The organism is Serratia sp. JSRIV004 (assembly GCF_019968705.1).
In the GTDB taxonomy this organism is placed as follows: Bacteria; Pseudomonadota; Gammaproteobacteria; order Enterobacterales; family Enterobacteriaceae; genus Chania; species Chania fonticola_B.
This window is the reverse complement of sequence record NZ_CP074140.1, coordinates 1,153,312-1,172,759: the sequence shown is the minus strand read 5'-3', so window position 1 is coordinate 1,172,759 and position 19,448 is coordinate 1,153,312. Positions and strand designations below refer to the sequence as shown.

Below are 19,448 nucleotides of genomic sequence, written 5' to 3'. Positions count from 1 at the left end.
TTAATACGACAGCCCACATCCCCCTCAGTCTCTATCTATCAGGAATACGTATAAGTAACATTAATTACAGACTGAATATTTCCTTGTGTTGCGCTACCATTTACAGTTATAGCTCGGACTTTTAGCGAGAAACTGGCTGATGCCGTTGTTTCCCCTACCGAAATAGTTTTATGCCCCCCATTATTTAGCGGGTTACCCTCACTATCTTGTAACTGTATCTCAATATTTTGGGCCGTTCCTTGATTTCTATAATAACCCGAATCGCCTGATGTACCACTAAACAATGCGGTCACGCTTGTGGTTCCTGCAGGGCAGTTAGTCAAATTTAAAACAACATCATGCCACGCTGATGATGATCCTGGTAACTTCAGGCCGTAAGTCTGCAAATCACCGAGATCTACCGTTGCAGAGGTCGTCGACACCGTACAAGGCGTCGCAACCACTCTCCCGGTTACAGTAATAGTCACATCCGCAGCCTGAACAGCAAAAACACTACTTAACAGTAGACCAGCCAGAATCAATCCAGAGATGATTTTTTTCATTATTATGCCCCAGTTACTGAAATTCTAGAGTAAATATCCCGGTTGCATCGACGACTCCGGCTACAACTGGCAGTCTGGTCGCCATCAATCTTGCATAATAGTTTAGCGTATTGTTTTGATTGGCTTTTAACGGTTGCCAATAGAGTGTTGATTGGTCTGCATTCAGTAAGACAGTATTACTGTTGCCATCTAATATTTGCACACCAATCCCCGAAGCCGCGCCAGCATTACTATTCAGCCTGAGCAAGCTGTTATCAATGGTATCTGCCGTACCGGTAAACCCCACTTTTACCGCTGTTGTACTACTACCACAAGCAGTGAGCTCAATGCTGAATGGTACTTTGGGCGTCACAGTTCTCACGGCATTAAACTGATTAGCCGATGATTTCATGAGATCCACAGTGAAATCCTGACTCCCCACCGCTACAGCACAAGCATTATCCTGCACATTACCGGAGATGGTTATGGTGCTGTCCACCGCTTGACTGGGGCTGGATACCAACAGTATCAACAGACCAGAAAGCATAAACTGTATTACCTTCATCATCCGCTCCTTACCTGCATGTCGCAGTCACTTCATTCAGTGCCTGTTTCCGGCGTTCAGGTGGTAATGCATAAGTTGCCACACACTGGGTGTCTGCACTCTTGCCCCATTTCGCTATAACCTGGCCGCTTAACGGAAGCCCTGTCAGATAAACCTGCCCATTATCCGCCACTATGCTTCCTCCCTGCCCCTCTGGCGTCGATACAACCGCACCAAATGGTACGGGCTTGTCGTCAAAGAGTAATGTCATTAATATCTTCAACCCTATGCGTGGTCGAAAATCTGCCCGAACCACCGCACCATGTGTCGGCACCACGCTGACCACTGCATCATCCAAATCCACATTGTCTGCCAATGTATTTGTGTCTAACGCCACGCGGTTCTCTCTATAATCCATCGAGTAAGGCAGCACGGCATAACCTCGCCAGTCAGTACGAATCCCGGTCTGGTTTTCCACTTTTACATTACCGGCACCAGGCGCTTTCACCAAAACAACCGTATCATTCATCGGTTGACTCAGCGTCAAGCCATTTTCATGAGCCAAAATACCGCCACTCATTCCATAATAGAGCTGACTAAATCCATCATTTCGACTGTAACCTATATTCGCATTGCCATTGGTGCCACGGTAGTTCAACGCTGCATAGCCAGAACTACCATTTCCATTATGACTCCCAACAGCATAGCCCGTTTGCATGCTGTAACTCAGGTTATTATCTTCTAGCAGTGTGCCATATATCCCGGCTAGATTAGTCGTGCGTCCGTTAAGATCATTTGACATGCTATAACTGGCGCTGGCATGTCGCCATGCTGATGTACTATCTGAGCGCATCCAGTGACTAAATGGAATATTTATATTAAATGCCAACATCTGGTCACGACCATTTTGCCAAGCATTTTTTGCAAGGCTATAACTGACCGTCCAATTAATATCACCAGTGGCAGCACTCAGCCCCGCTTGTAATTGTTCGTCGGCCTTATTGGTTCCCCAATAAGTCTGATGACTGCCACTAAGATACAGAGTCATCTGATTAGCCAATTGTTGCGTTAGGCTAACCTGAACCCTCCCTCGTTTATTATATGCGAGGTTATAATAGTCGGTATATTTTGGTTTAACCTGTATGGCCCCATCCTGCGTTATTACACTGTAACCACTCATTCTTGAGTATGCAGTGTCTGACAAATTAAAGTATCCTTGCGTGGAGTATCGATAACCAACCAATTGAATATTAGTACCCAGCTCATTTAACGATTTGTTATATAAAAATCGTAATGACTGCCCCTGATGTTCACTGCCGTCAGGTAACGTCGCTTTCGCATCAGTAATATCAAATGACAAAGCCCCCAAAATACCCATATTTTTACTGATCCCAACATTAATTGCGCGGTACCGGTCGGCGAGCTGGGTTCCTGCATACAAGGTCCAGCCTTCAGGAAATCCTTTCATTATGACGCCCTGAGCAAACTTGGGTTTAGACTGCTGCTTATTTCCACTGCGGTATTCACCAGCAGTTAAAGTGTACCGGGTCTGTCCCTCACGCAGTAGTCCAGGAACGGAGGCATAAGGTACAGTGAATACTTGTGAGCTGCCATCTGCCTCAGTAATTGTTACCTTAAGATCGCCGCTATTACCGGCAGCATAAAGATCATTAATCGTAAAAGGTCCTGGTGGAACAGTAGTCTGGTAGATATCATATCCATTCTGTTTTATCGATACCTGTGCGGTGCCTCGGGCAATACCATGAATTGTTGGAGCAAACCCTTTCTGACTATCCGGTAGCATGTTGTCATCAGAAGCTATTTGCACACCTCGAAAATTAAGCCCATCGAAAACATCACCACGGGTATAGCTGTCCCCCACCGTCAACCGGGAGCGGAAAGGCACAATATCTCGCTCCAGCCATGTATTCACATGCTGCCATTTGTTTTTATTTTCAGCACTATTTACACTACTGTTTCCACTATTGTAACTCCAGTTTGAGATATCACGTAGGCGCCACGCCCCTAGATTAACCCCCGAATTCAAAGATAAGTAAGCGTAATTTGTCCTTCCTCCGTTACGCGTGTGCACATTATTACCGGTTAAATTATAATTCAATAAGCCCGCGGTAATTCCATTATCCCACTGATCCGGTGGGATATAGCCTCTGGCGCGATTATCCATATATACCTGAGGTACAGTTAAATATAATCGTTGCTGCCCGACATCAAATTGGGTGGTGGCATCTTTGATCAGTCTTGACAATGGTACACAGGTTCTAGCCGCTAAAGCGCCCATACCAGGTACTGACAACGTATTCACGCCCATAGCGGCAAGTTGGCCACGGGTCAAACACGGGGATAACTGCTGACCGTCTTCACCGGCATGAAAAGTGATATCTCGAGTAGACCAAAAGCCATTATTTATATAAACATCAACCCTATATGTGCCCTCTGGTACTTCTTGACCTTTTTCAAATCCGGATAAATCAGCTACGCTAGATGGGTCATCCGATAGAAAACGGGGATTAAAGTATAACTCAGCCTGAGCTGAAAAACTGCATATCTCCATCATCAGTGCAAAAAATGCGAATGATAAATGATAGCGACAGATATGCCGGGATCTATTTTTTCGTACTCTGCATTTCAAATATAGCATATCCCCTCCGGTCTGAAGTAACTCGCCGGCTATCAATAACGATGAGACCATGTAGGCAAGATCCTGCTTGAGATTATTACATCTTGCTTTGTATTTGAGGTGTCAACGCGCCATAATCATTAATCGTACGATACGTTATATTTCCACTGCTACCAGAAGGTAAGGGTACCGATGTTGCCCCCATTGGAGGAACGAGTGCATTTTCCAGTTCCTTAGTACCAATACGCAAATCAGTAACGGTTAAAAAATACGGCGTTGGGTTAGATAATACAAGCTTATTATCCAGCCGTTTGAACTGTAGTTTATCTTGAGCCTGCTCAGGAGAAAGAGGCAAGTTTATCGGCCGATAAAGGAGTTTAATTTTGCTAATAATAGCTATTTGCAATACATTGGCATTCTGCTTTTGCTTTTCCATTGATGGGATTGCTTTCACACTAATCCAAAAAAGGCTTTCTCGATCCTTTGGTAATCGCCCATTAGTCGCATCAATAATACGCAACGTATTCTCTTTTTTTCCCTGCATGGCAAAAAGTGGTGGCGTGATAACAAAGAGTCCGTCTTTCTGTCCATTCATATTTTCAACCCACGACTGGATCAGATAGGTGCTTTTTTTATCATTATTATTTACAGTCAACTGCACTTGTTTTTGGTCGGATGGGTAAATAACTCGCGTGGTGCCAAGTGCGACACTGGCCTGCACACTGAATGCGGATGTCATTCCCAGGAACAACATTCCAAAAAACAGTTTTTCAATTAAACCCGCTCTTTTAATCACATTTTCACCTTTTTATTTCATCTCTATGTAAATTTAATAAAAGCATGAGATTACGTTTATTAAAAATATGCGGATCAATCATAGGTCAATGAAAACCATGCTTGCGCATTGGCAACACCGCCAGTTACTTCACGGCTTGTAGCACGGTATTTCGCAACAAAATGCAGATCCATAGCTCCAGACTTTAGTGATTTATAAGTCAATGGAGGGCTATTCAATCGAATGAGTTGGTTCTGTTCGTCAAATAGCCCAATCCCCACACCTGTTGCGCTATTTGAAGTGCTCTCAACAGAAAGCACTTCTGGATTTTTGTCATCTGCAACACCATAGAATGCTACACCGATACGTTGGCTTACATTGGTATTGCAGTCCTGTAAATGAATAGTAAAAGGCACCGGATAAGCATCACTGCCAACACCAGAAACCTTGTTGCTACTAAGCTGCCCCATCCTGACCGTCATCTCCTGATCCCCTGCCTCAACTCGGCAGGCTTCTGCAATGACGTTTCCCTGAAAATGCATGCTTCCTCCAGGTAAAGTAACATTCCAGCGATTACCCGCCATAGCCGCTGACGAAAATAACATCATGAACAACAATGCTTTCCTCCGCTGCATCAGCATCTCTCCGGTTTTGTTACTGAAGACCAGCGCCTAGCCTTCCTGGCCAGATAAATCATCCCTGTAACAATTACTGATAATAAATACGCTGAATAAGTAAACAATCCCTGAATAGGCTGGATACAAATTAAGGCGCGGTCTCAGTCAAGAAGTTATCCTTGCAACAATCTGATTGTTATTGATATTGCACCTTGAAGGTAGCATCTGCGTTAGCAATACCTGGGGTGGCAGCACCTGTTGCAAAGTAACGGGCTTGGAAGGGGAGAATGTTAGTACCATTACTTAATGTGCTTTGTGCACTGAAGGTTGTACCATTCATTACCAGTGGGGTACCTGTCTGATCCAGGATTTGTATACCAACATTAGTGGCACTACCGGCTGCTGAATTCTGTAATGCCAGTACAGTCGTATTGGTGCTGTTTACGGTAGGACCAAAAAATGCAGCTGAAGCATGAGTTGAAACACTGGTATCACAATCATTCAGTTGTATATTAAAACCAACAGCCGTACTTGTGGCTCCCTGAGTGGCAAGCTTGGCAGAACGTACTTGCCCCATTAAAACGGTTGAATCAGAAGAATTTGTATCTACTGCACAAGCTGCATTGACCACTTCTCCTTTGAAATGCACGGTGCCACCATTTACAATAGTCGCTGTCGTTGCCGCATGCGCTACAGCAGCGCTAAAAGACAGTGCTGCCAAAGTCATTATTGACAATGTTTTTACTTTTTTAATCATTATAAAAACCCTCATTATTTTTTATTGAACCCCGTAATCAGGGGTTAAAGGACTGTTCGCAGAAACAGCATTCAACTTCCGGAAGAAGAATATACAAACAACCTCTTACAGCTCAACTTAAATTTGAGCAGCTCAATACAACATAGTTATTTAAGTTTATGTGAAAATAATATTTAAGTCAGTGAAGGCCGATAGGAATCAAGGCCATCAGGCATAAAAGTTATTTTGTTGATTTATCACAAAATTTCTATCTTTATGCCTAGTCAAGTACCCGATAGGTGCAATCAGGAAAAAGATTATTACTGATGAATTTATTCATAAATTAAAATAATAAATAAAAAAACAAACATTAATAAATTATGATATTTTTTATAACCAATTGAGGAATAAAATGATCCAAGTCAAAAACCAATTGAGTTTGGTGATATAATTCTTAGGATTGTTTATAGTGATTTCTTTGTTTAAAAATCCCAAATCATTAGATAACATCAACGTAATATCTAAAGAATATGTGATAAAGATCAGGTTTTTGGGTTCTGTCGCATTAAGTCGCCCTCGGGGATGATGCGTCCAATAAGTAGACCATGTGTTTTTCGATAAATGGGTGGCTTTGTTGAATAAATCGATCTTTTGGGCGCAATCAGGTTCAGATCACCACATTCCTGTCCCCTCTGGCGGTATCCAATGGCAAAGAAAAAGTTTAAAATCACCAACTGGAACACCTACAACAAGGCGCTCGTCAATCGGGGTTCACTGACATTCTGGCTTGATGAGTCTGTCATCCAGGCCTGGTACGAAGGTCCCAAAACGTCTTCACGAGGGCGACCACAACGTTATTCTGCATTAGCTATTGCCACCGTAATGATGCTCAAACGTGTCTTTCGACTTACGCTACGTGCCGCTCAGGGCTTCATGGATTTCATTTTTACGTTAATGAAGCTCCCACTTCGTTGCCCGGATTATTCCTGCGTCAGCAGACGAGCCAAGTTCGTCTGCATCCCTTTTAAAAACACCACACGCGGCGAGATTGCGCATCTCATTATCGATTCCACCGGATTGAAAGTTTTCGGTGAAGGCGAGTGGAAGGTGAAAAATCACGGCCAGGAAAAGCGCCGCGTTTGGCGAAAACTGCACCTCGCCGTGGATGCCGAAACCCACGAGGTTATCTGTGCTGACCAGTCCCTGAACAACGTGACCGATGCAGAGGCATTCTCGGGTCTTATCCGCCAGACCCACCGGAAAATCCAGGTGGATTCAGCTGACGGGGCTTATGACACAAAGCGGTGCCATGACGAGCTAAGACGTAAGAAAATCAAGGTACTGATCCCGCCGCGAGCCCGTGCAGGTTACTGGCCAACAGAATACGCGGACAGAAATCAGGTGGTAGCGAGGCAGCGGCTTACCGGGAGTAACGCCTACTGGAAATGGAACACGGCTTACAACCGGCAGTCGGTGGCCGAAACGGCGATGTACCGAGTCAAACAACTGTTCGGCGGGTACCTTATGCTGCGTGACTATGATGCGCAGGTCGGTGAGGCTATGGTGATGATCCGTGCATTGAACAAGATGACGCTCGCTTTTGTCCAAATCTGATTTATTCAACAAAGCCCTAAAAGCTATTTATTCAACAAAATCCAATTCCGGCTAAAATATCCCGATACTGATGGAAGAATCTCATAATGAAAATGTGATTCACATCAAAAATACCACAATTATCATAGCACCAAAAATTAATAACTTAAAATTTATAAAAAATTAAGTCGTGATAATCAATTCCAGAAATCACATCAACTAAATAGGTTAATTTTTGATTTAGATCATTTAATTCATCAATTACCCATAATAATCATTATATTTAATTAATAAATATCATTCTTTTAAATAATTTATTTCCCAGAACAGTTAATTATTAATAATGCATCTCATTAGACTATACTGACCGCTATCCGACAGATAACCAGGTTTTTATAAAATAAAATCCCGATGAATATCAAATGATAGCATTTGACTTCAGATACTGATCTAGCCTGCATTACCCTAATCAAGACCATCAAACAACCTTAAATAATTACACTGAGTTAAAATGTTAGTTATAAATTGAACCGTCATAAACTTCATTGTATATATTGTCACTAGCAAATCTTAAAGTGAGAACAGGCTGGTCTATGGTTTTAGTTTTAAGAATAGGTTGTACCTGTTTCAGAGCTGGACGTTGTGGAGAGGTAACTTAAAGAACTTCAACGCATGTCAGGTAGGAAAATGATGGGGAATGAGTTACTGAAAGTAGGCGATTGATTATCCTCATCAGAACAGTGAGCATCCTCTTTTTGCATTACCTGACAAGGTACTGATAAAGAAGTCTGGTACACAGACAGTGCGTCCAGAGTTAGTCAGCTATACCGCAAACCTGGTTGCAGCTAACACAATGTTTATTAAGCGGTTGCACGCCCGCCTAAGGGAAACACAGTATACTTATATGTTGTTAACGGGAGAGCAAAAGGTGACGAGTTCGTGGCTGCGTCAAGTGAGTGGGCATAATGGCTTAAAAGACCGCAGTGGCCAGCCTGACACGCAAAGCAATCGTTACGACCATCAACAGGGAGTCGGGCTAGGATGGTTATCAGAGCTTACATCTGGGAGAACTATGAGCTTTAGGGGGAAGGTTTGGCTGGTTACTTTTTGTCTATGCGGCCTTTTTTGGCTATTCGTTTATTGTTTAGTAGTTTATTTATTCGACGGCTAAGAGTCGATATCGGTGCCCTGGTTTATTGCAGCCGTTAAGCGTACTACTGTTGAATTACTTGCACCGGATCAACATAGAACCCGTAACGGATACCTCTGAACCGAAAATCCTTCAGGCGCTTATATTACCCCATCAATGTTATCGCGCAGTGTGTCTGCTAGTATCTGGCTTACCTCCTGATTTTATGTAATCAGGAAGAGGTGATGGCAGAACGTAGCATTATTACTGATCACACTAAAGTTCACCGCTGGATAGGGTTTTTCGCCGACAAAAGCGCATTATCGGTCTGCGGTGGCGCATAGATAAAACTAAAAAAAGAAATACCTATTTGGCTGACATTCCTACGCCAATACGGCACAAGCGATTATATTAGGCTTACTAATTCCTAGTAAAAAGTAACCTTGGCACTATTTTTAACGCCAGTGTAAAAATAGCCACGTAACAGCACCAACAAATAAGGAGGTTAAAAAATGAAAATTAATGTAATTACTGATAACAGCTATTTTTTTCTTGGTATACATCACCAGTTAGATGATGAGGACAATAATATATTAAAAGTGTCCTCCAAGGACATAAATACAATACATAGGACCACACAAAAAGAGAAAGAGGTTTTTTTATTTTTCTTAGATAATTACAATGCTAATACCCTCTTGTTGGCCGCAACTGGTTTTTTTAATGGAAAAATGGTTTTCATTCCCACAAATAAAAACCACAGTAATAATTTTAATAAGGTTTCCCTTACCGTTCGTGACATCGTTGACAATATTTTAATGGAAATTCACTCAAAAGACGATGAAAACCAACCTAATAGTGTAATGGAAAAACTAACGAAAAGAGAGGTTACCATATTACAATACGTTCTTCAAGGAAAAAGCCCTAACTTCATGAGTAAGCATCTAGGTATTTCAATAAAAACCGTTTATGGTCACAGGAAGAGAGCATTTCATAAACTTGGAGGTAGAAATATATTTGAGCTATGGCCGATCAAGGAACAAATATTAAATTCAACTGGGGCTCATCTCAGAAGCAGGAATCTATGGTCATAGCCGTTTTTGCAACCTGATTTTGAATATATCGTTAACAGGATTGAATCTATCCGGCGTCTGAATGAACTTAATTGCCCGCGCCTAGATGAGTTCAGCGACTAATATACCGCTAGAAAATATACGCCTTCAGATGAGCCTTTCCGTTTTACAGGCTCCTCAACAGGCCAGTTGGCCGTTCATATCATCAATAATCAGTATTCGTAAAACCAAATATGTAGCTGTTTAAAGTCGTCATCCTTGTTGATTTTAAGTCAGAAAGTAAATAAGGCCCGGGCGGATATTTTCAATTATATTGAAGTGTTCTATAACCGTACCCGGACTGGCAGTCATCTCGGTGACGCCAGTCCGGAGGCCTTCGAAAAGGCCTCACCGTGAGGACAGTAACTGTCTATGGTATCGAAGATAAGATCTATCAGACATACATAAGCCAGGAGGACAGTGACCTCTTTTTTCTTCAGCGCTGTTAGTAGATCACTAGAGGGAACTCAATCCGGTTTGAGCGTTCTGATCAATCGTCGATGAGAACAAGCAACCCCGTCGGACTGAGTTATGCCGATCATAGCATCCATATCGACTGATGAACGCAAAACCACGCAAAAAACTATCCAGCAAACACATGGTCCGTCGGCTTATGGCGACGCTTATGCTCCACCACGGAGACCCTGTTACCCATGCCGCAAAGGTGCTTTGTACCGCCCGTTCTTCTATTGGCCGCTGGATAAACTGGTTCACGCTATATGGTTGTGAAGGACTAAAAAGTTTACCCCCTGGCCGCCCCCTGCGGTGGCTTGAAAAAGAAAGCATCCTTTGCACACTCCCATTGTTTGTACAGCATTCGCCTCAAGAGTATGGTTATCTGCGTTCTCGCTGGCGCAGTGTGTTGTTTACCATTGAAACTAATAGGATTTTTAACACCGCTAGTCATTCGACCACGATGAGAAAGTGGCTATCCTTGGCAAATCTGGTCTGGCGAAGAGCGGCTCCGACACTTCATATCAGAGCCCCCAAAAAGACGAGAAAATGTCAGCAATAACAGAAAATTTGGAGAGAAACAGTTCGGTTCATCCCGTGTACTATGAAGATGAAGTCGATATCGACTTGATATCCGAAAATTGATGCTGATTGGCAACTGATACGTCAACAAAAACGTGTTCGACCCTAGGTAAAAACGAGAAACACTACCTTGCAGGCGTGCTCCATGCAGGCACAGGGAAAGTACATTATGTTAGTGGAGTAAATAAGAAACTTCTCAGGCGAACATACAGACGGGCAGAAAGCATCACATTGATAATGGATAACTACATTACTCATAAAAACTAGAAGACGCTGGAATGGCTAAAAACAACCCCAAATTTATCCTGCTTTACCAACCTGTTTATTCCCCCCTGGGTCAATGATGTTGAACACCTCTGGCTTGCTCTGCACGAAACCGTGATACGCAATCATAAATGTCGTTCGATGTGGCAACTGCTGCGGAAGGTAAAGCAGTTTATAACGGTGGCATCCTCCTTCCCGGGGCCAACATGGAACCGCAAAAGTGTAGCACTATTAAGCAGACCTATTGAGAATCCAGAATCGCGCAGAGGGGAAGTTCCATTGTGCGACCCGATAACTCCGGCAGGATCATCGGCACTTTCATTGAACTAGAGTATTACGTTTGATGCCGTTTCAGCACATTAAACACCCAATCAAAATGTGAACAATATCACAAAAATCACAATTATTATGGCGATAGATATTAACAATTTAAATTTTACAAAAAATAAAGTTGTGATAATCAATTTTAGGAATTATATCGACCAATCAGGTTTATTATTGATTTAGATCATTTTATGCATCTATCAATCATAATCATCATCATGCATTTATTAATGAACATTATTCTTTAAAAGAATTTATTTTTTCAAAACAGTTGATTGTTGATAATGTATTTCATTAGGCTGTTTCGAGTTTTTTTAACAGATACTTAGGCGTTGATAAAACAAAATCCTGATGGATATCAAGCTAGAACATTTTATTTATGATGCTAATCCGGCCTGTGTTAACCTGATCGGGACCACCAAACAACCTTAAATAATTATACTGAATTAAAATGTTACTTGTAAATTGAACTGTTATGGACTTCTTTGTTATATTGGCACGAGTAAATCTGGTGATGTATCCTATTAGTAGAACATGTGTTTTTCGATAAAAGCGCCTATGGCTTTTCGTGAGGCTCAACAGAACGAGAGAAGCAGATGGTTCTGCGAGCCAGACGCTTGATTCGGGTTCTCAGTCTCAGATTGTTGCGCTCAATACGCTGAGTAAAGATCTTGCCGGTCAGATGTGTCTCTTGCGGTACCTCTGTGACATAGCTGTCCCATTCATTTGTGGTTAGCATACCGATGTTAGAGGGGAGAGCTTCAGCAGGAAAATGATTTACTAAAAATAGGCGGTGGATTATGGCCATCAGAACAGTGAACAAAATACGTACTCCTTTTGCATTGCCGCTGTTTCGAAGATGCAGGTATCGGTATGTATGGACTCAAGCAAGCAGTCGACGTAGCAATTATCAACTGTCCGGTTAGATTACCGGATGATGTATCAAAACACACTGTTGAATGAAAGCAAAGCCAGACGACTGACGGCAGTGAAGACCCCAGCAGATATGTTCGAACACTAAACAAAAAGCACCCGCATCGGGCACAGGGATATCATTTGCCGCGGAAGTAATCTAATTTTAATGTATGGTTGGAGCGGAAAAATGACCAAAAATAAAGCAATTGATATAAGTGTGATGTCAACGCTTACGCAGATAAACCTAAAGGCAATTATTGTTTTTGTTTTCGTTGTTGAGACAAAATCGCTACTTGGGGCATCGCTAGTTCTTGGGTATTCTCTGCCCAATATTAGTATTCATCTGAAGCATCTTCGGGATGTTATAAAAACACCTCTTTTTACTCGCGAGGGAAGGTGTCTGCTACCTACTGAATACGCCATAGTCTTATGTGAAAAATTCAAGCATTGTTTAACCGGGTTGTATGAGGTAATAAAAGATGAGACGCCATGAGTGAAGAATAAGGTTTCTAATGGAATGGACGCCCCAACTTAAACGGTATCAATATGCCAAAATGGAAGTGTATCAAAAACGACCATTTAATAACTGGGAGCGTCCATCATGAAGATTACAGGTTCTGTTGTAATAAGGGCAAGCGGTCGATAGAAGTTGTATAGCCTATCTTTTAGGCAAGACAAAAATAGGACGCGAAGAAATTGTCTTATCGGCGCTGGCGTCCCATACTAACTACCGCAAAAATAATCGGCATCACTGCTGTCAGAGAAGGATTTTTCGGTATGTTTTCCCGCTTGTGTCTGAGGGCAGGGCTGTTGTTAGTCGCTCTCGGCAGTGCTGTAAGCGTTTCGGCCGCTACCAAACCCGTAAAAGAAGCCCCAGTGGGCCAGTTCGCCGCCAACCAGATCCGCCATATCGCTACCTACTTCCCCGGCCGCATGGCCGGCAGCCCGGCAGAATTACTGGCCGCAGACTACCTGAAACAGCAGTTTACCGAGATGGGCTACCCGGCTGATACCCGTACCTTTGACGCCCGTTATCTCTACACCAATAAAGACACCAGTGAAAACTGGCGCAAGATCAGCGTCACCTCGGTGATTGCGACCAAAAAGGGTGAGCGGCCCCAGCAGGTCATCATCATGGCGCACTTCGATACCTATACCCCGCTGAGCGACGATGAGGTGGACAATAACCTCGGTGGCCTGACGCTGCAGGGGGTCGATGACAATGCCTCCGGCGTGGGCGTGATGCTGGAGTTGGCCAACAGGCTGAAAAACATCCCCACCACCTATACCCTGCGCTTTGTGGCCATGAGTGGCGAAGAGCTGAAGTCAGTAGGCGCTAAAAACTACCTTGGCCGTATGACGCTGGAGGAACGCAAAAACACGCTACTGGTGATTAATCTCGATAGCCTGATCACCGGCGATCGCCTCTATTTCCACTCCGGGCGTAACACCGAGCCGGAAGTGGTGGCCAGATCCCGCGATCGTGCGCTGAGCATCGCCCACCGTTATGGTATTGAGGCAGCCATCAACCCAGGCAGCAAAGGTTTTCCAACCGGCACCGGTTGCTGTTCCGATCAGATCGTCTTCGATAACGCCAAAATTCCGGTGATGGCGGTAGAAGCCACAAACTGGTCGCTGGGGGATAAGGACGGCTATCAACAACGCGCCACCAGCCCAAGTTTCCCACAGGGGATTACCTGGCATCGTCCGCAATACGACAATCTGCAATATCTGGAAACCCACCTGCCAGGGCGAATCGACAAGCGCAGCCGCGACAGCGTGCGGATCCTGTTACCGTTGGTAAAAGAATGGGTGCAGGCGCATCCTGTCCCTGAGCCGAAAAAGAAAAAGAAGAAATAATTGGACGTAAAATCGAGTACAAATTTTGTACTCGACATCTCGGTTAAGTATACTGAGAGAAACCCGTATTCGAGAAAAAACTAATGAGTACGCACAAAACCTTATCGCAACAAGCGACACGAGAGAGTCTCGGTTCACCTGATAGTTTCAAAGGAGGTGTTTGGGTGACTAAAAATGGAACCGCAGAATTATTCGTCCAAACGGCCTTGGAACGACAAGAGGAATTGGCTGCCTGGGAACAGGAGCAGCAAACCCATGCACTGCTAAAACTGGTGCTGAAATCCAAGCAAGAAGTCGCCGAAGGGAAAGTCCTGACTCCTGATGAAGCATTAAAAAGGCTAAGGGCTGCAAGAGGTTAAGGAGTAACCAACCATGTATGAAGTGCGTCTGACCGAAACCGCATTTCAGTGCCTTGCCGATATAGAGTCGTTCAAAACAGCCACTATTGGTTCAGTGGATGCAGGGCACTTTGTAGACCAATTGCTCTTGGAAGCTACTGCCATGTTGCGAGAAGATCCCAAGCGCTATCGTTTTAACGCCACTTTGGCTGATTATGGCTTAGGACTACGAGAACGTCTGGATAAACACGAATACCGGACGCTGTATGAAATCACCGGTCATACCGTCGACATCTTGCTGTTTTTGCATACCCGCCAAGATTTGACCCGCGCACTCAGACGTCACATGTTATTGAGCTAGAACTTAATTAGTCGGGCCCTCGCAGAACCCGGTTCGTTAACTATGCGCTCATCAACCTTCGTGCAGACCACACTCGCGCTTCAGGCCGAAGAAGCGGGTTTCCTCCTCGCTCATGCCCTCCTCCCATTTACGGGTGGTGTGGGTATCGCCCACCGACAGGTAACCCTGATCCCACAGCGGGTGGTAGCTCAGCCCATGTTCGGTGAGATATTGGTAAATCTGGCGGTTATCCCAGTCGATGATCGGCAGGATCTTGAATACCCCACGCTGCACCGCCAGCACCGGCAGATTGGCACGGCTGCCCGATTGCTCACGGCGCAGGCCGGCAAACCAGGTTTGCGCACCTAGCGTTTCCAGCGCGCGGTTCATCGGCTCAACTTTGTTGATTTGGTTGTACCGCTCAATACCCTCAACGCCCTGCTCCCACAGCTTGCCGTAGCGCGCCTCTTGCCAGGCCGGTGAATGCTCGGCGCGGAATACCTGCAGGTTCAGGTTCAGTTTATCGGCCAGTTGGTCGATAAACTGGTAGGTTTCCGGGAACAGGTAGCCGGTATCGGTCAGGATCACCGGGATATCCGGCTTGATGCGCGTGACCAGATGCAGGCACACCGCCGCCTGAATACCAAAGCTGGAGGAAAGCACAAACTCCCCCGGCAGATGTTCCAACGCCCAGGCAACCCTCTCCTGTGCCGAAAGCTGTTCCAACTGGCCGTTGACGACCGCCAGTGCCAGCGCCTGCCCGGACTTCGGTAACGCGTTCAGCGCCGCCAGATCCAATTCAGCCATGATGCGATCTCCTGAAAGTGTTGATGTGGCCCCTCACCCTAACCCTCTCCCACAGGGAGAGGGGACCGAAATGTGCCCTCGTCGGCATATCACTCTATACATCGACCAAAAGGACCGGGGTAAGGAAGACTGGCTGCAGCGTAATAAATGCAGCCGTGCAAGTTATTCCCAGAAATCCTGCGCGGGATCCACCACCGGCCGGATAATCCCGGTACGCACGGTGAAATCGCCAAAACCTTCGCCAGCGGTGCGCTCTGTTGCCCAACGCCCTACCAGTTGGTCGATGGTTTGCAGGATTTCGTCTTCGTTAATATTTTCCCGATACATGCGCGGAATACGCGTCCCTTCACGGTTACCGCCCAAATGCAGGTTGTAACGGCCAATCGCTTTACCCACCAGGCCAATCTCCGCCAGCAGCGCTCGGCCACAGCCGTTCGGGCAGCCGGTGATACGCAGCACTACGTGCTCATCCCCCACGCCATGCCGATGCATGATGCCTTCCACCTTGGTCACAAACTCCGGTAAGAAGCGCTCGGCCTCTGCCATCGCCAGTGGGCAGGTTGGGTAGGACACGCAGGCCATCGAATTCTTGCGCTGCTCGCTGATGCCATCGTCGATCAGGCCATGCTCGCGTGCCAGGGCTTCGATCTTCGCCTTTTCGCTTTCCGGTACGCCAGCCACGATCAGGTTTTGGTTGGCTGTCAGACGGAAATCACCCTGATGGATCTTGGCGATCTCGGCCACGCCGGTTTTCAACGGACGGCCTGGATAATCCAGCAGGCGACCGTTTTCAATAAACAGCGTCAGGTGCCAGTGATTATCAACCCCTTTGACCCAGCCGATGCGATCGCCACGGCCGGTAAATTCGTACGGACGCACCGGCGCAAAGGTGATGCCAGCCCGCTTTTCTACCTCGGCGCGGAAGGTATCAACCCCCACCCGCTCCAGCGTATATTTGGTTTTGGCGTTCTTACGATCGGTGCGGTTGCCCCAGTCACGCTGGGTGGTCACTACCGCTTCAGCAACGGCCAGCGTGTGTTCCAGCGGAATATAGCCAAACTCACTCGCCGTACGCGCATAGGTTTTCTTGTTGCCATGCTCGATAGACAGGCCGCCGCCCACCAGCAGGTTAAAGCCCACCAGCTTGCCGTGTTCGGCAATCGCCACAAAGTTCATGTCGTTGGCGTGCAGATCCACATCGTTCTGCGGCGGGATCACCACCGTGGTTTTAAACTTGCGCGGCAGGTAAGTGGCCCCCAGGATCGGCTCTTCGTCCGTGGTCGCGACTTTTTCTTTATCCAGCCACACTTCGGCATAGGCACGGGTACGCGGCAGCAGGTGCTCGGAGATTTTCTTCGCCCATTCGTACGCTTCCTGATGCAGTTCCGACTCCACCGGATTCGAGGTGCAGAGTACGTTACGGTTCACGTCGTTAGCCGTCGCCAGCGCATCCAGCCCCAGGCGGTTCAGCAACTGGTGCACCGGTTTCACGTTACCTTTGACGATGCCATGGAACTGGAACGTCTGCCGGTTGGTGATACGGATGCTGCCGTACAGCGTGCTTTCCGCGGCAAATTTGTCGATCCCCAGCCACTGTTGCGGGGAAATAATCCCGCCTGGCAAGCGGCAGCGCAGCATCATGGCGTGGCGCGGCTCGAGTTTTTGTTCGGCACGTTCGGCGCGAATATCGCGATCGTCCTGTTGGTACATGCCGTGGAAACGGATCAGCAAGAAGTTATCGCCGGTAAAGCCGCCGGTCAGACCGTCTTGTAAATCTTCGGCAATGGTTCCGCGCAGGAAGTTACTCTCTTTCTTCAGACGCTCAGCATCGGTCAGTTTGCCTTCAACCACCAGAGGTCCAGGATGTTTATCACTCATTAGTAAACGTCTCGCTGATAACGGCGCTCAAGGCGCAGCTCGCTTAAGAATTCGTCTGCCAGCTCAGTATCCATACCACCGTGCTCGGCCACCAGTGCTAACAATGTGTTTTCAACGTCTTTCGCCATGCGGTTGGCATCGCCACAGACATAGATGTGCGCGCCCTGCTGGATCCAGTTCCAGATTTCCGCGCCCTGCTCACGCAGCTTGTCCTGCACGTAAACCTTATGCTGTTGATCCCGTGACCAAGCAAGATCGATGCGGGTTAGCAGACCCTCTTTTACATAGCGCTGCCATTCAACCTGGTACAGGAAGTCTTCGGTAAAGTGCGGATTGCCGAAGAACAGCCAGTTCTTGCCCCCGGCACCTTCCGCTTCACGTTGCTGCATAAAGGCGCGGAACGGGGCAATGCCGGTACCTGGACCGATCATGATCACCGGCGTTTCCGGGTTGGCGGGCAAACGGAAGTTGTCGTTATGTTCGATAAACACCCGCAGTTCGCCTTCCTCTTCCAGACGATCGGCCAGGAAGCTGGAAGCCCCACCGGCACGGCTGCGGCCATCAATGTCGTAACGCACCACACCAACGGTGATGTGCACTTCGTTTTCATTCTCTGCCTGAGAGGAGGCGATGGAGTACAGGCGCGGCGTCAGCGGGCGCAGCAGGCTGAGTAACTGCTCTGCGTTCAGGTCGGCCGGAGCCTGGCGTACCATGTCCACAATCGGGGTGTTATGGGCGTAGTGTTGCAGTTTAGGCTTGTCAGCCAGCAGGCCAATCAGCTTTTCGTCTCGCGACAGCCCGGCATATTTTTCCACGATCGGCGTAGTGTTCTGCGTCAGTTCAAAGTGGCTACGCAAAGCTTCACGCAGCGACAGGGTTTGCCCCTCAACTTCGACCGGTTCGTCGCCTTTCAGCCACAGCAGTTGAACCAGCTCCTCCACCAGCGCCGGATCGTTGTCAAACCATACGCCCAAGGCATCGCCCGGCTGATAGCGCAGGCCGGAATCGCCTAAATCGATCTCTATATGGCGCACATCTTTATCGGAAGCGCGGCCAGTGATCTTTTGCTTGGCCGCCAGTTGCGCGGTCAGTGGTTGTTCTTTGCTGTAGGGGCTGCTGTCCAACTGATCGACCGCACCGCTGGCCAATGCTGCCGGAGCACTGTTTTCCGCTGGTGCTCGGGCCTTCAGGACTTCCACCACCTGCTTGCGCCAGGCGATAGCCAGTTCCTGATAATCCACATCCGCATCGATGCGCTCCACCAGGCGCTCGGCCCCCAGCTCGGCCAGCTTGCTATCAAAGTCTTTGCCGGACTGGCAGAAATTCTCATAAGAGCTATCCCCCAGGCCAAACACCGCAAAGGCGGTTTCATTGAGTTTGGGGGCTTTTTTCGAATGCAGGAATTTGTGCAGCGCCACCGCTTCTTCCGCTGGCTCCCCTTCCCCTTGAGTGGAGGCGACCACCACCAGCAGACGCTCCTGGGCGATTTGCTTGAACTTGTAGTCACCGGCATTCACCAGGGTGACGCTCAGCTTCGCCGCCAGCAGATCGTCGCGTAGCTGTTCGGCCAGACGGCGTGCGTTACCGGTCTGGGAAGCAGAAATCAGGGTGATGCTGGCCGCAGGGGCCGCAGCAACCGGTGCTGAAGCCACGCTTCCCGGCTGCTGATTAACCCTGCCCCAGAAATAACCAGAGAGCCACGCCAGCTGCGTTGGGGAGTACCCGCCAATGACGGCCTGCAAACTCGAAAGCTGTTCGGGGGTCAGCGGGAGCAAAGATGTTGGAGGAACCTGAGTCGTCATCGCGGTACGGATATCCTATGCTTAGCCAGTGTCAGTCGCTGTAATTGTTGTTGTGTAATGTCCTGAAAAGACCAGGAGAGTTTGTAAGGTTACCGAGCGTCATTGCAACGATTAAATAAGGGATAGCAATAATTAATAACCAAAACGACTAAGCAGTTTTCCTGGTAAGGGATAGTGGCTAAATCGTTAGATGTTTATTTTTAATTCATTGTTATTTAATGAG

Annotated in this window: 14 protein-coding genes and 5 pseudogenes; 9 read left to right on the top strand and 10 right to left on the bottom strand. The window is 46.9% G+C overall.

Annotated features, from left to right (window positions below; genetic code table 11):
- Positions 1-38 precede the first annotated feature (38 nt).
- The 6 genes and pseudogenes from KGP21_RS05495 to fimA form a co-directional block, all read right to left on the bottom strand.
- On the bottom strand, positions 39-542 hold the full coding sequence (locus KGP21_RS05495; RefSeq protein ID WP_223537453.1) for a fimbrial protein: 504 nt from the start codon (positions 540-542) through the stop codon (positions 39-41).
- Between the two features lie 13 nt (positions 543-555).
- Positions 556-1,086 carry a fimbrial protein gene (locus KGP21_RS05490; protein ID WP_223538506.1) on the bottom strand — a complete coding sequence of 177 codons (531 nt, stop codon included), beginning with the start codon at positions 1,084-1,086 and terminating at the stop codon, positions 556-558.
- A 10-nt stretch (positions 1,087-1,096) separates the two neighbouring features.
- A pseudogene (locus KGP21_RS05485) lies at positions 1,097-3,628 on the bottom strand (fimbrial biogenesis usher protein); the annotation flags it as partial.
- A gap of 172 nt (positions 3,629-3,800) precedes the next feature.
- Positions 3,801-4,457 carry a fimbria/pilus periplasmic chaperone gene (locus KGP21_RS05480; protein ID WP_223538504.1) on the bottom strand — a complete coding sequence of 219 codons (657 nt, stop codon included), beginning with the start codon at positions 4,455-4,457 and terminating at the stop codon, positions 3,801-3,803.
- Between the two features lie 116 nt (positions 4,458-4,573).
- Positions 4,574-5,113: a fimbrial protein gene (locus KGP21_RS05475; protein WP_223537452.1), complete on the bottom strand. Its 540-nt coding sequence runs from the start codon at positions 5,111-5,113 to the stop codon at positions 4,574-4,576.
- 178 nt (positions 5,114-5,291) lie between these two features.
- The gene (fimA, locus tag KGP21_RS05470; RefSeq protein WP_223537450.1) at positions 5,292-5,852 is read right to left on the bottom strand and encodes a type 1 fimbrial major subunit FimA; all 561 of its coding nucleotides are present in this window, start codon (positions 5,850-5,852) and stop codon (positions 5,292-5,294) included.
- Between the two features lie 684 nt (positions 5,853-6,536).
- Between fimA and KGP21_RS05465 the strand changes: the two genes are divergently transcribed.
- The 5 genes and pseudogenes from KGP21_RS05465 to KGP21_RS05440 all read left to right on the top strand — a co-directional run bounded on the left by KGP21_RS05465 (position 6,537) and on the right by KGP21_RS05440 (position 11,187).
- Complete coding sequence (locus tag KGP21_RS05465; protein ID WP_223537449.1) at positions 6,537-7,445, top strand: IS5 family transposase; 909 nt, start codon at positions 6,537-6,539, stop codon at positions 7,443-7,445.
- Positions 7,446-8,229: 784 nt separating this feature from the next.
- A pseudogene (locus tag KGP21_RS05460) lies at positions 8,230-8,454 on the top strand (autotransporter outer membrane beta-barrel domain-containing protein); the annotation flags it as partial.
- A gap of 611 nt (positions 8,455-9,065) precedes the next feature.
- Complete coding sequence (locus KGP21_RS05450; RefSeq protein WP_223537448.1) at positions 9,066-9,644, top strand: LuxR C-terminal-related transcriptional regulator; 579 nt, start codon at positions 9,066-9,068, stop codon at positions 9,642-9,644.
- A gap of 267 nt (positions 9,645-9,911) precedes the next feature.
- Positions 9,912-10,019: pseudogene (locus KGP21_RS05445) on the top strand (IS3 family transposase); the annotation flags it as partial.
- Between the two features lie 174 nt (positions 10,020-10,193).
- Positions 10,194-11,187: pseudogene (locus KGP21_RS05440) on the top strand (IS630 family transposase).
- 622 nt (positions 11,188-11,809) lie between these two features.
- On the opposite strand, the pseudogene KGP21_RS05435 reads toward KGP21_RS05440, so the two are convergent.
- Positions 11,810-12,039 (bottom strand): annotated as a pseudogene (locus tag KGP21_RS05435) (IS1 family transposase); the annotation flags it as partial.
- A gap of 348 nt (positions 12,040-12,387) precedes the next feature.
- Between KGP21_RS05435 and KGP21_RS05430 the strand changes: the two are divergent.
- From KGP21_RS05430 to KGP21_RS05415, 4 genes are all read left to right on the top strand, one after another.
- The gene (locus KGP21_RS05430) at positions 12,388-12,693 is read left to right on the top strand and encodes a LysR family transcriptional regulator (protein WP_223537447.1); all 306 of its coding nucleotides are present in this window, start codon (positions 12,388-12,390) and stop codon (positions 12,691-12,693) included.
- A 284-nt stretch (positions 12,694-12,977) separates the two neighbouring features.
- Complete coding sequence (locus tag KGP21_RS05425; protein WP_223537445.1) at positions 12,978-14,060, top strand: aminopeptidase; 1,083 nt, start codon at positions 12,978-12,980, stop codon at positions 14,058-14,060.
- Positions 14,061-14,143: 83 nt separating this feature from the next.
- A complete protein-coding gene (locus KGP21_RS05420) occupies positions 14,144-14,419 on the top strand; it encodes a hypothetical protein (protein WP_024485708.1) in 276 nt (91 codons plus the stop codon).
- 13 nt (positions 14,420-14,432) lie between these two features.
- Positions 14,433-14,759 (top strand): type II toxin-antitoxin system RelE/ParE family toxin, encoded by a 327-nt coding sequence (locus tag KGP21_RS05415; RefSeq protein ID WP_223537443.1) that lies wholly within the window; start codon positions 14,433-14,435, stop codon positions 14,757-14,759.
- 51 nt (positions 14,760-14,810) lie between these two features.
- Here KGP21_RS05415 and cysH read toward each other — a convergent pair whose 3' ends face one another.
- The 3 genes from cysH to cysJ all read right to left on the bottom strand — a co-directional run bounded on the left by cysH (position 14,811) and on the right by cysJ (position 19,225).
- The gene (gene cysH / locus KGP21_RS05410) at positions 14,811-15,545 is read right to left on the bottom strand and encodes a phosphoadenosine phosphosulfate reductase (RefSeq protein WP_223537441.1); all 735 of its coding nucleotides are present in this window, start codon (positions 15,543-15,545) and stop codon (positions 14,811-14,813) included.
- A gap of 162 nt (positions 15,546-15,707) precedes the next feature.
- On the bottom strand, positions 15,708-17,423 hold the full coding sequence (gene cysI / locus KGP21_RS05405; RefSeq protein ID WP_059199791.1) for an assimilatory sulfite reductase (NADPH) hemoprotein subunit: 1,716 nt from the start codon (positions 17,421-17,423) through the stop codon (positions 15,708-15,710).
- Positions 17,423-19,225, bottom strand: coding sequence for an NADPH-dependent assimilatory sulfite reductase flavoprotein subunit (gene cysJ, locus KGP21_RS05400; protein ID WP_094982120.1), 1,803 nt, complete (start codon positions 19,223-19,225; stop codon positions 17,423-17,425). The genes cysI and cysJ overlap by 1 nt, the downstream gene beginning before the upstream one ends.
- Positions 19,226-19,448: the final 223 nt, after the last annotated feature.

Coding starts and splice junctions, on each gene's coding strand:
- KGP21_RS05480 (WP_223538504.1), bottom strand. CDS start 4,457: ATGTTGTTCCTGGGAATGACATCCGCATTCAGTGTGCAGGCCAGTGTC.
- KGP21_RS05475 (WP_223537452.1), bottom strand. CDS start 5,113: ATGCAGCGGAGGAAAGCATTGTTGTTCATGATGTTATTTTCGTCAGCG.
- KGP21_RS05490 (WP_223538506.1), bottom strand. CDS start 1,086: ATGAAGGTAATACAGTTTATGCTTTCTGGTCTGTTGATACTGTTGGTA.
- KGP21_RS05420 (WP_024485708.1), top strand. CDS start 14,144: ATGAGTACGCACAAAACCTTATCGCAACAAGCGACACGAGAGAGTCTC.
- fimA (WP_223537450.1), bottom strand. CDS start 5,852: ATGATTAAAAAAGTAAAAACATTGTCAATAATGACTTTGGCAGCACTG.
- KGP21_RS05415 (WP_223537443.1), top strand. CDS start 14,433: ATGTATGAAGTGCGTCTGACCGAAACCGCATTTCAGTGCCTTGCCGAT.
- cysH (WP_223537441.1), bottom strand. CDS start 15,545: ATGGCTGAATTGGATCTGGCGGCGCTGAACGCGTTACCGAAGTCCGGG.
- cysI (WP_059199791.1), bottom strand. CDS start 17,423: ATGAGTGATAAACATCCTGGACCTCTGGTGGTTGAAGGCAAACTGACC.
- KGP21_RS05430 (WP_223537447.1), top strand. CDS start 12,388: ATGACCAAAAATAAAGCAATTGATATAAGTGTGATGTCAACGCTTACG.
- KGP21_RS05450 (WP_223537448.1), top strand. CDS start 9,066: ATGAAAATTAATGTAATTACTGATAACAGCTATTTTTTTCTTGGTATA.
- KGP21_RS05425 (WP_223537445.1), top strand. CDS start 12,978: ATGTTTTCCCGCTTGTGTCTGAGGGCAGGGCTGTTGTTAGTCGCTCTC.
- KGP21_RS05465 (WP_223537449.1), top strand. CDS start 6,537: ATGGCAAAGAAAAAGTTTAAAATCACCAACTGGAACACCTACAACAAG.
- cysJ (WP_094982120.1), bottom strand. CDS start 19,225: ATGACGACTCAGGTTCCTCCAACATCTTTGCTCCCGCTGACCCCCGAA.
- KGP21_RS05495 (WP_223537453.1), bottom strand. CDS start 542: ATGAAAAAAATCATCTCTGGATTGATTCTGGCTGGTCTACTGTTAAGT.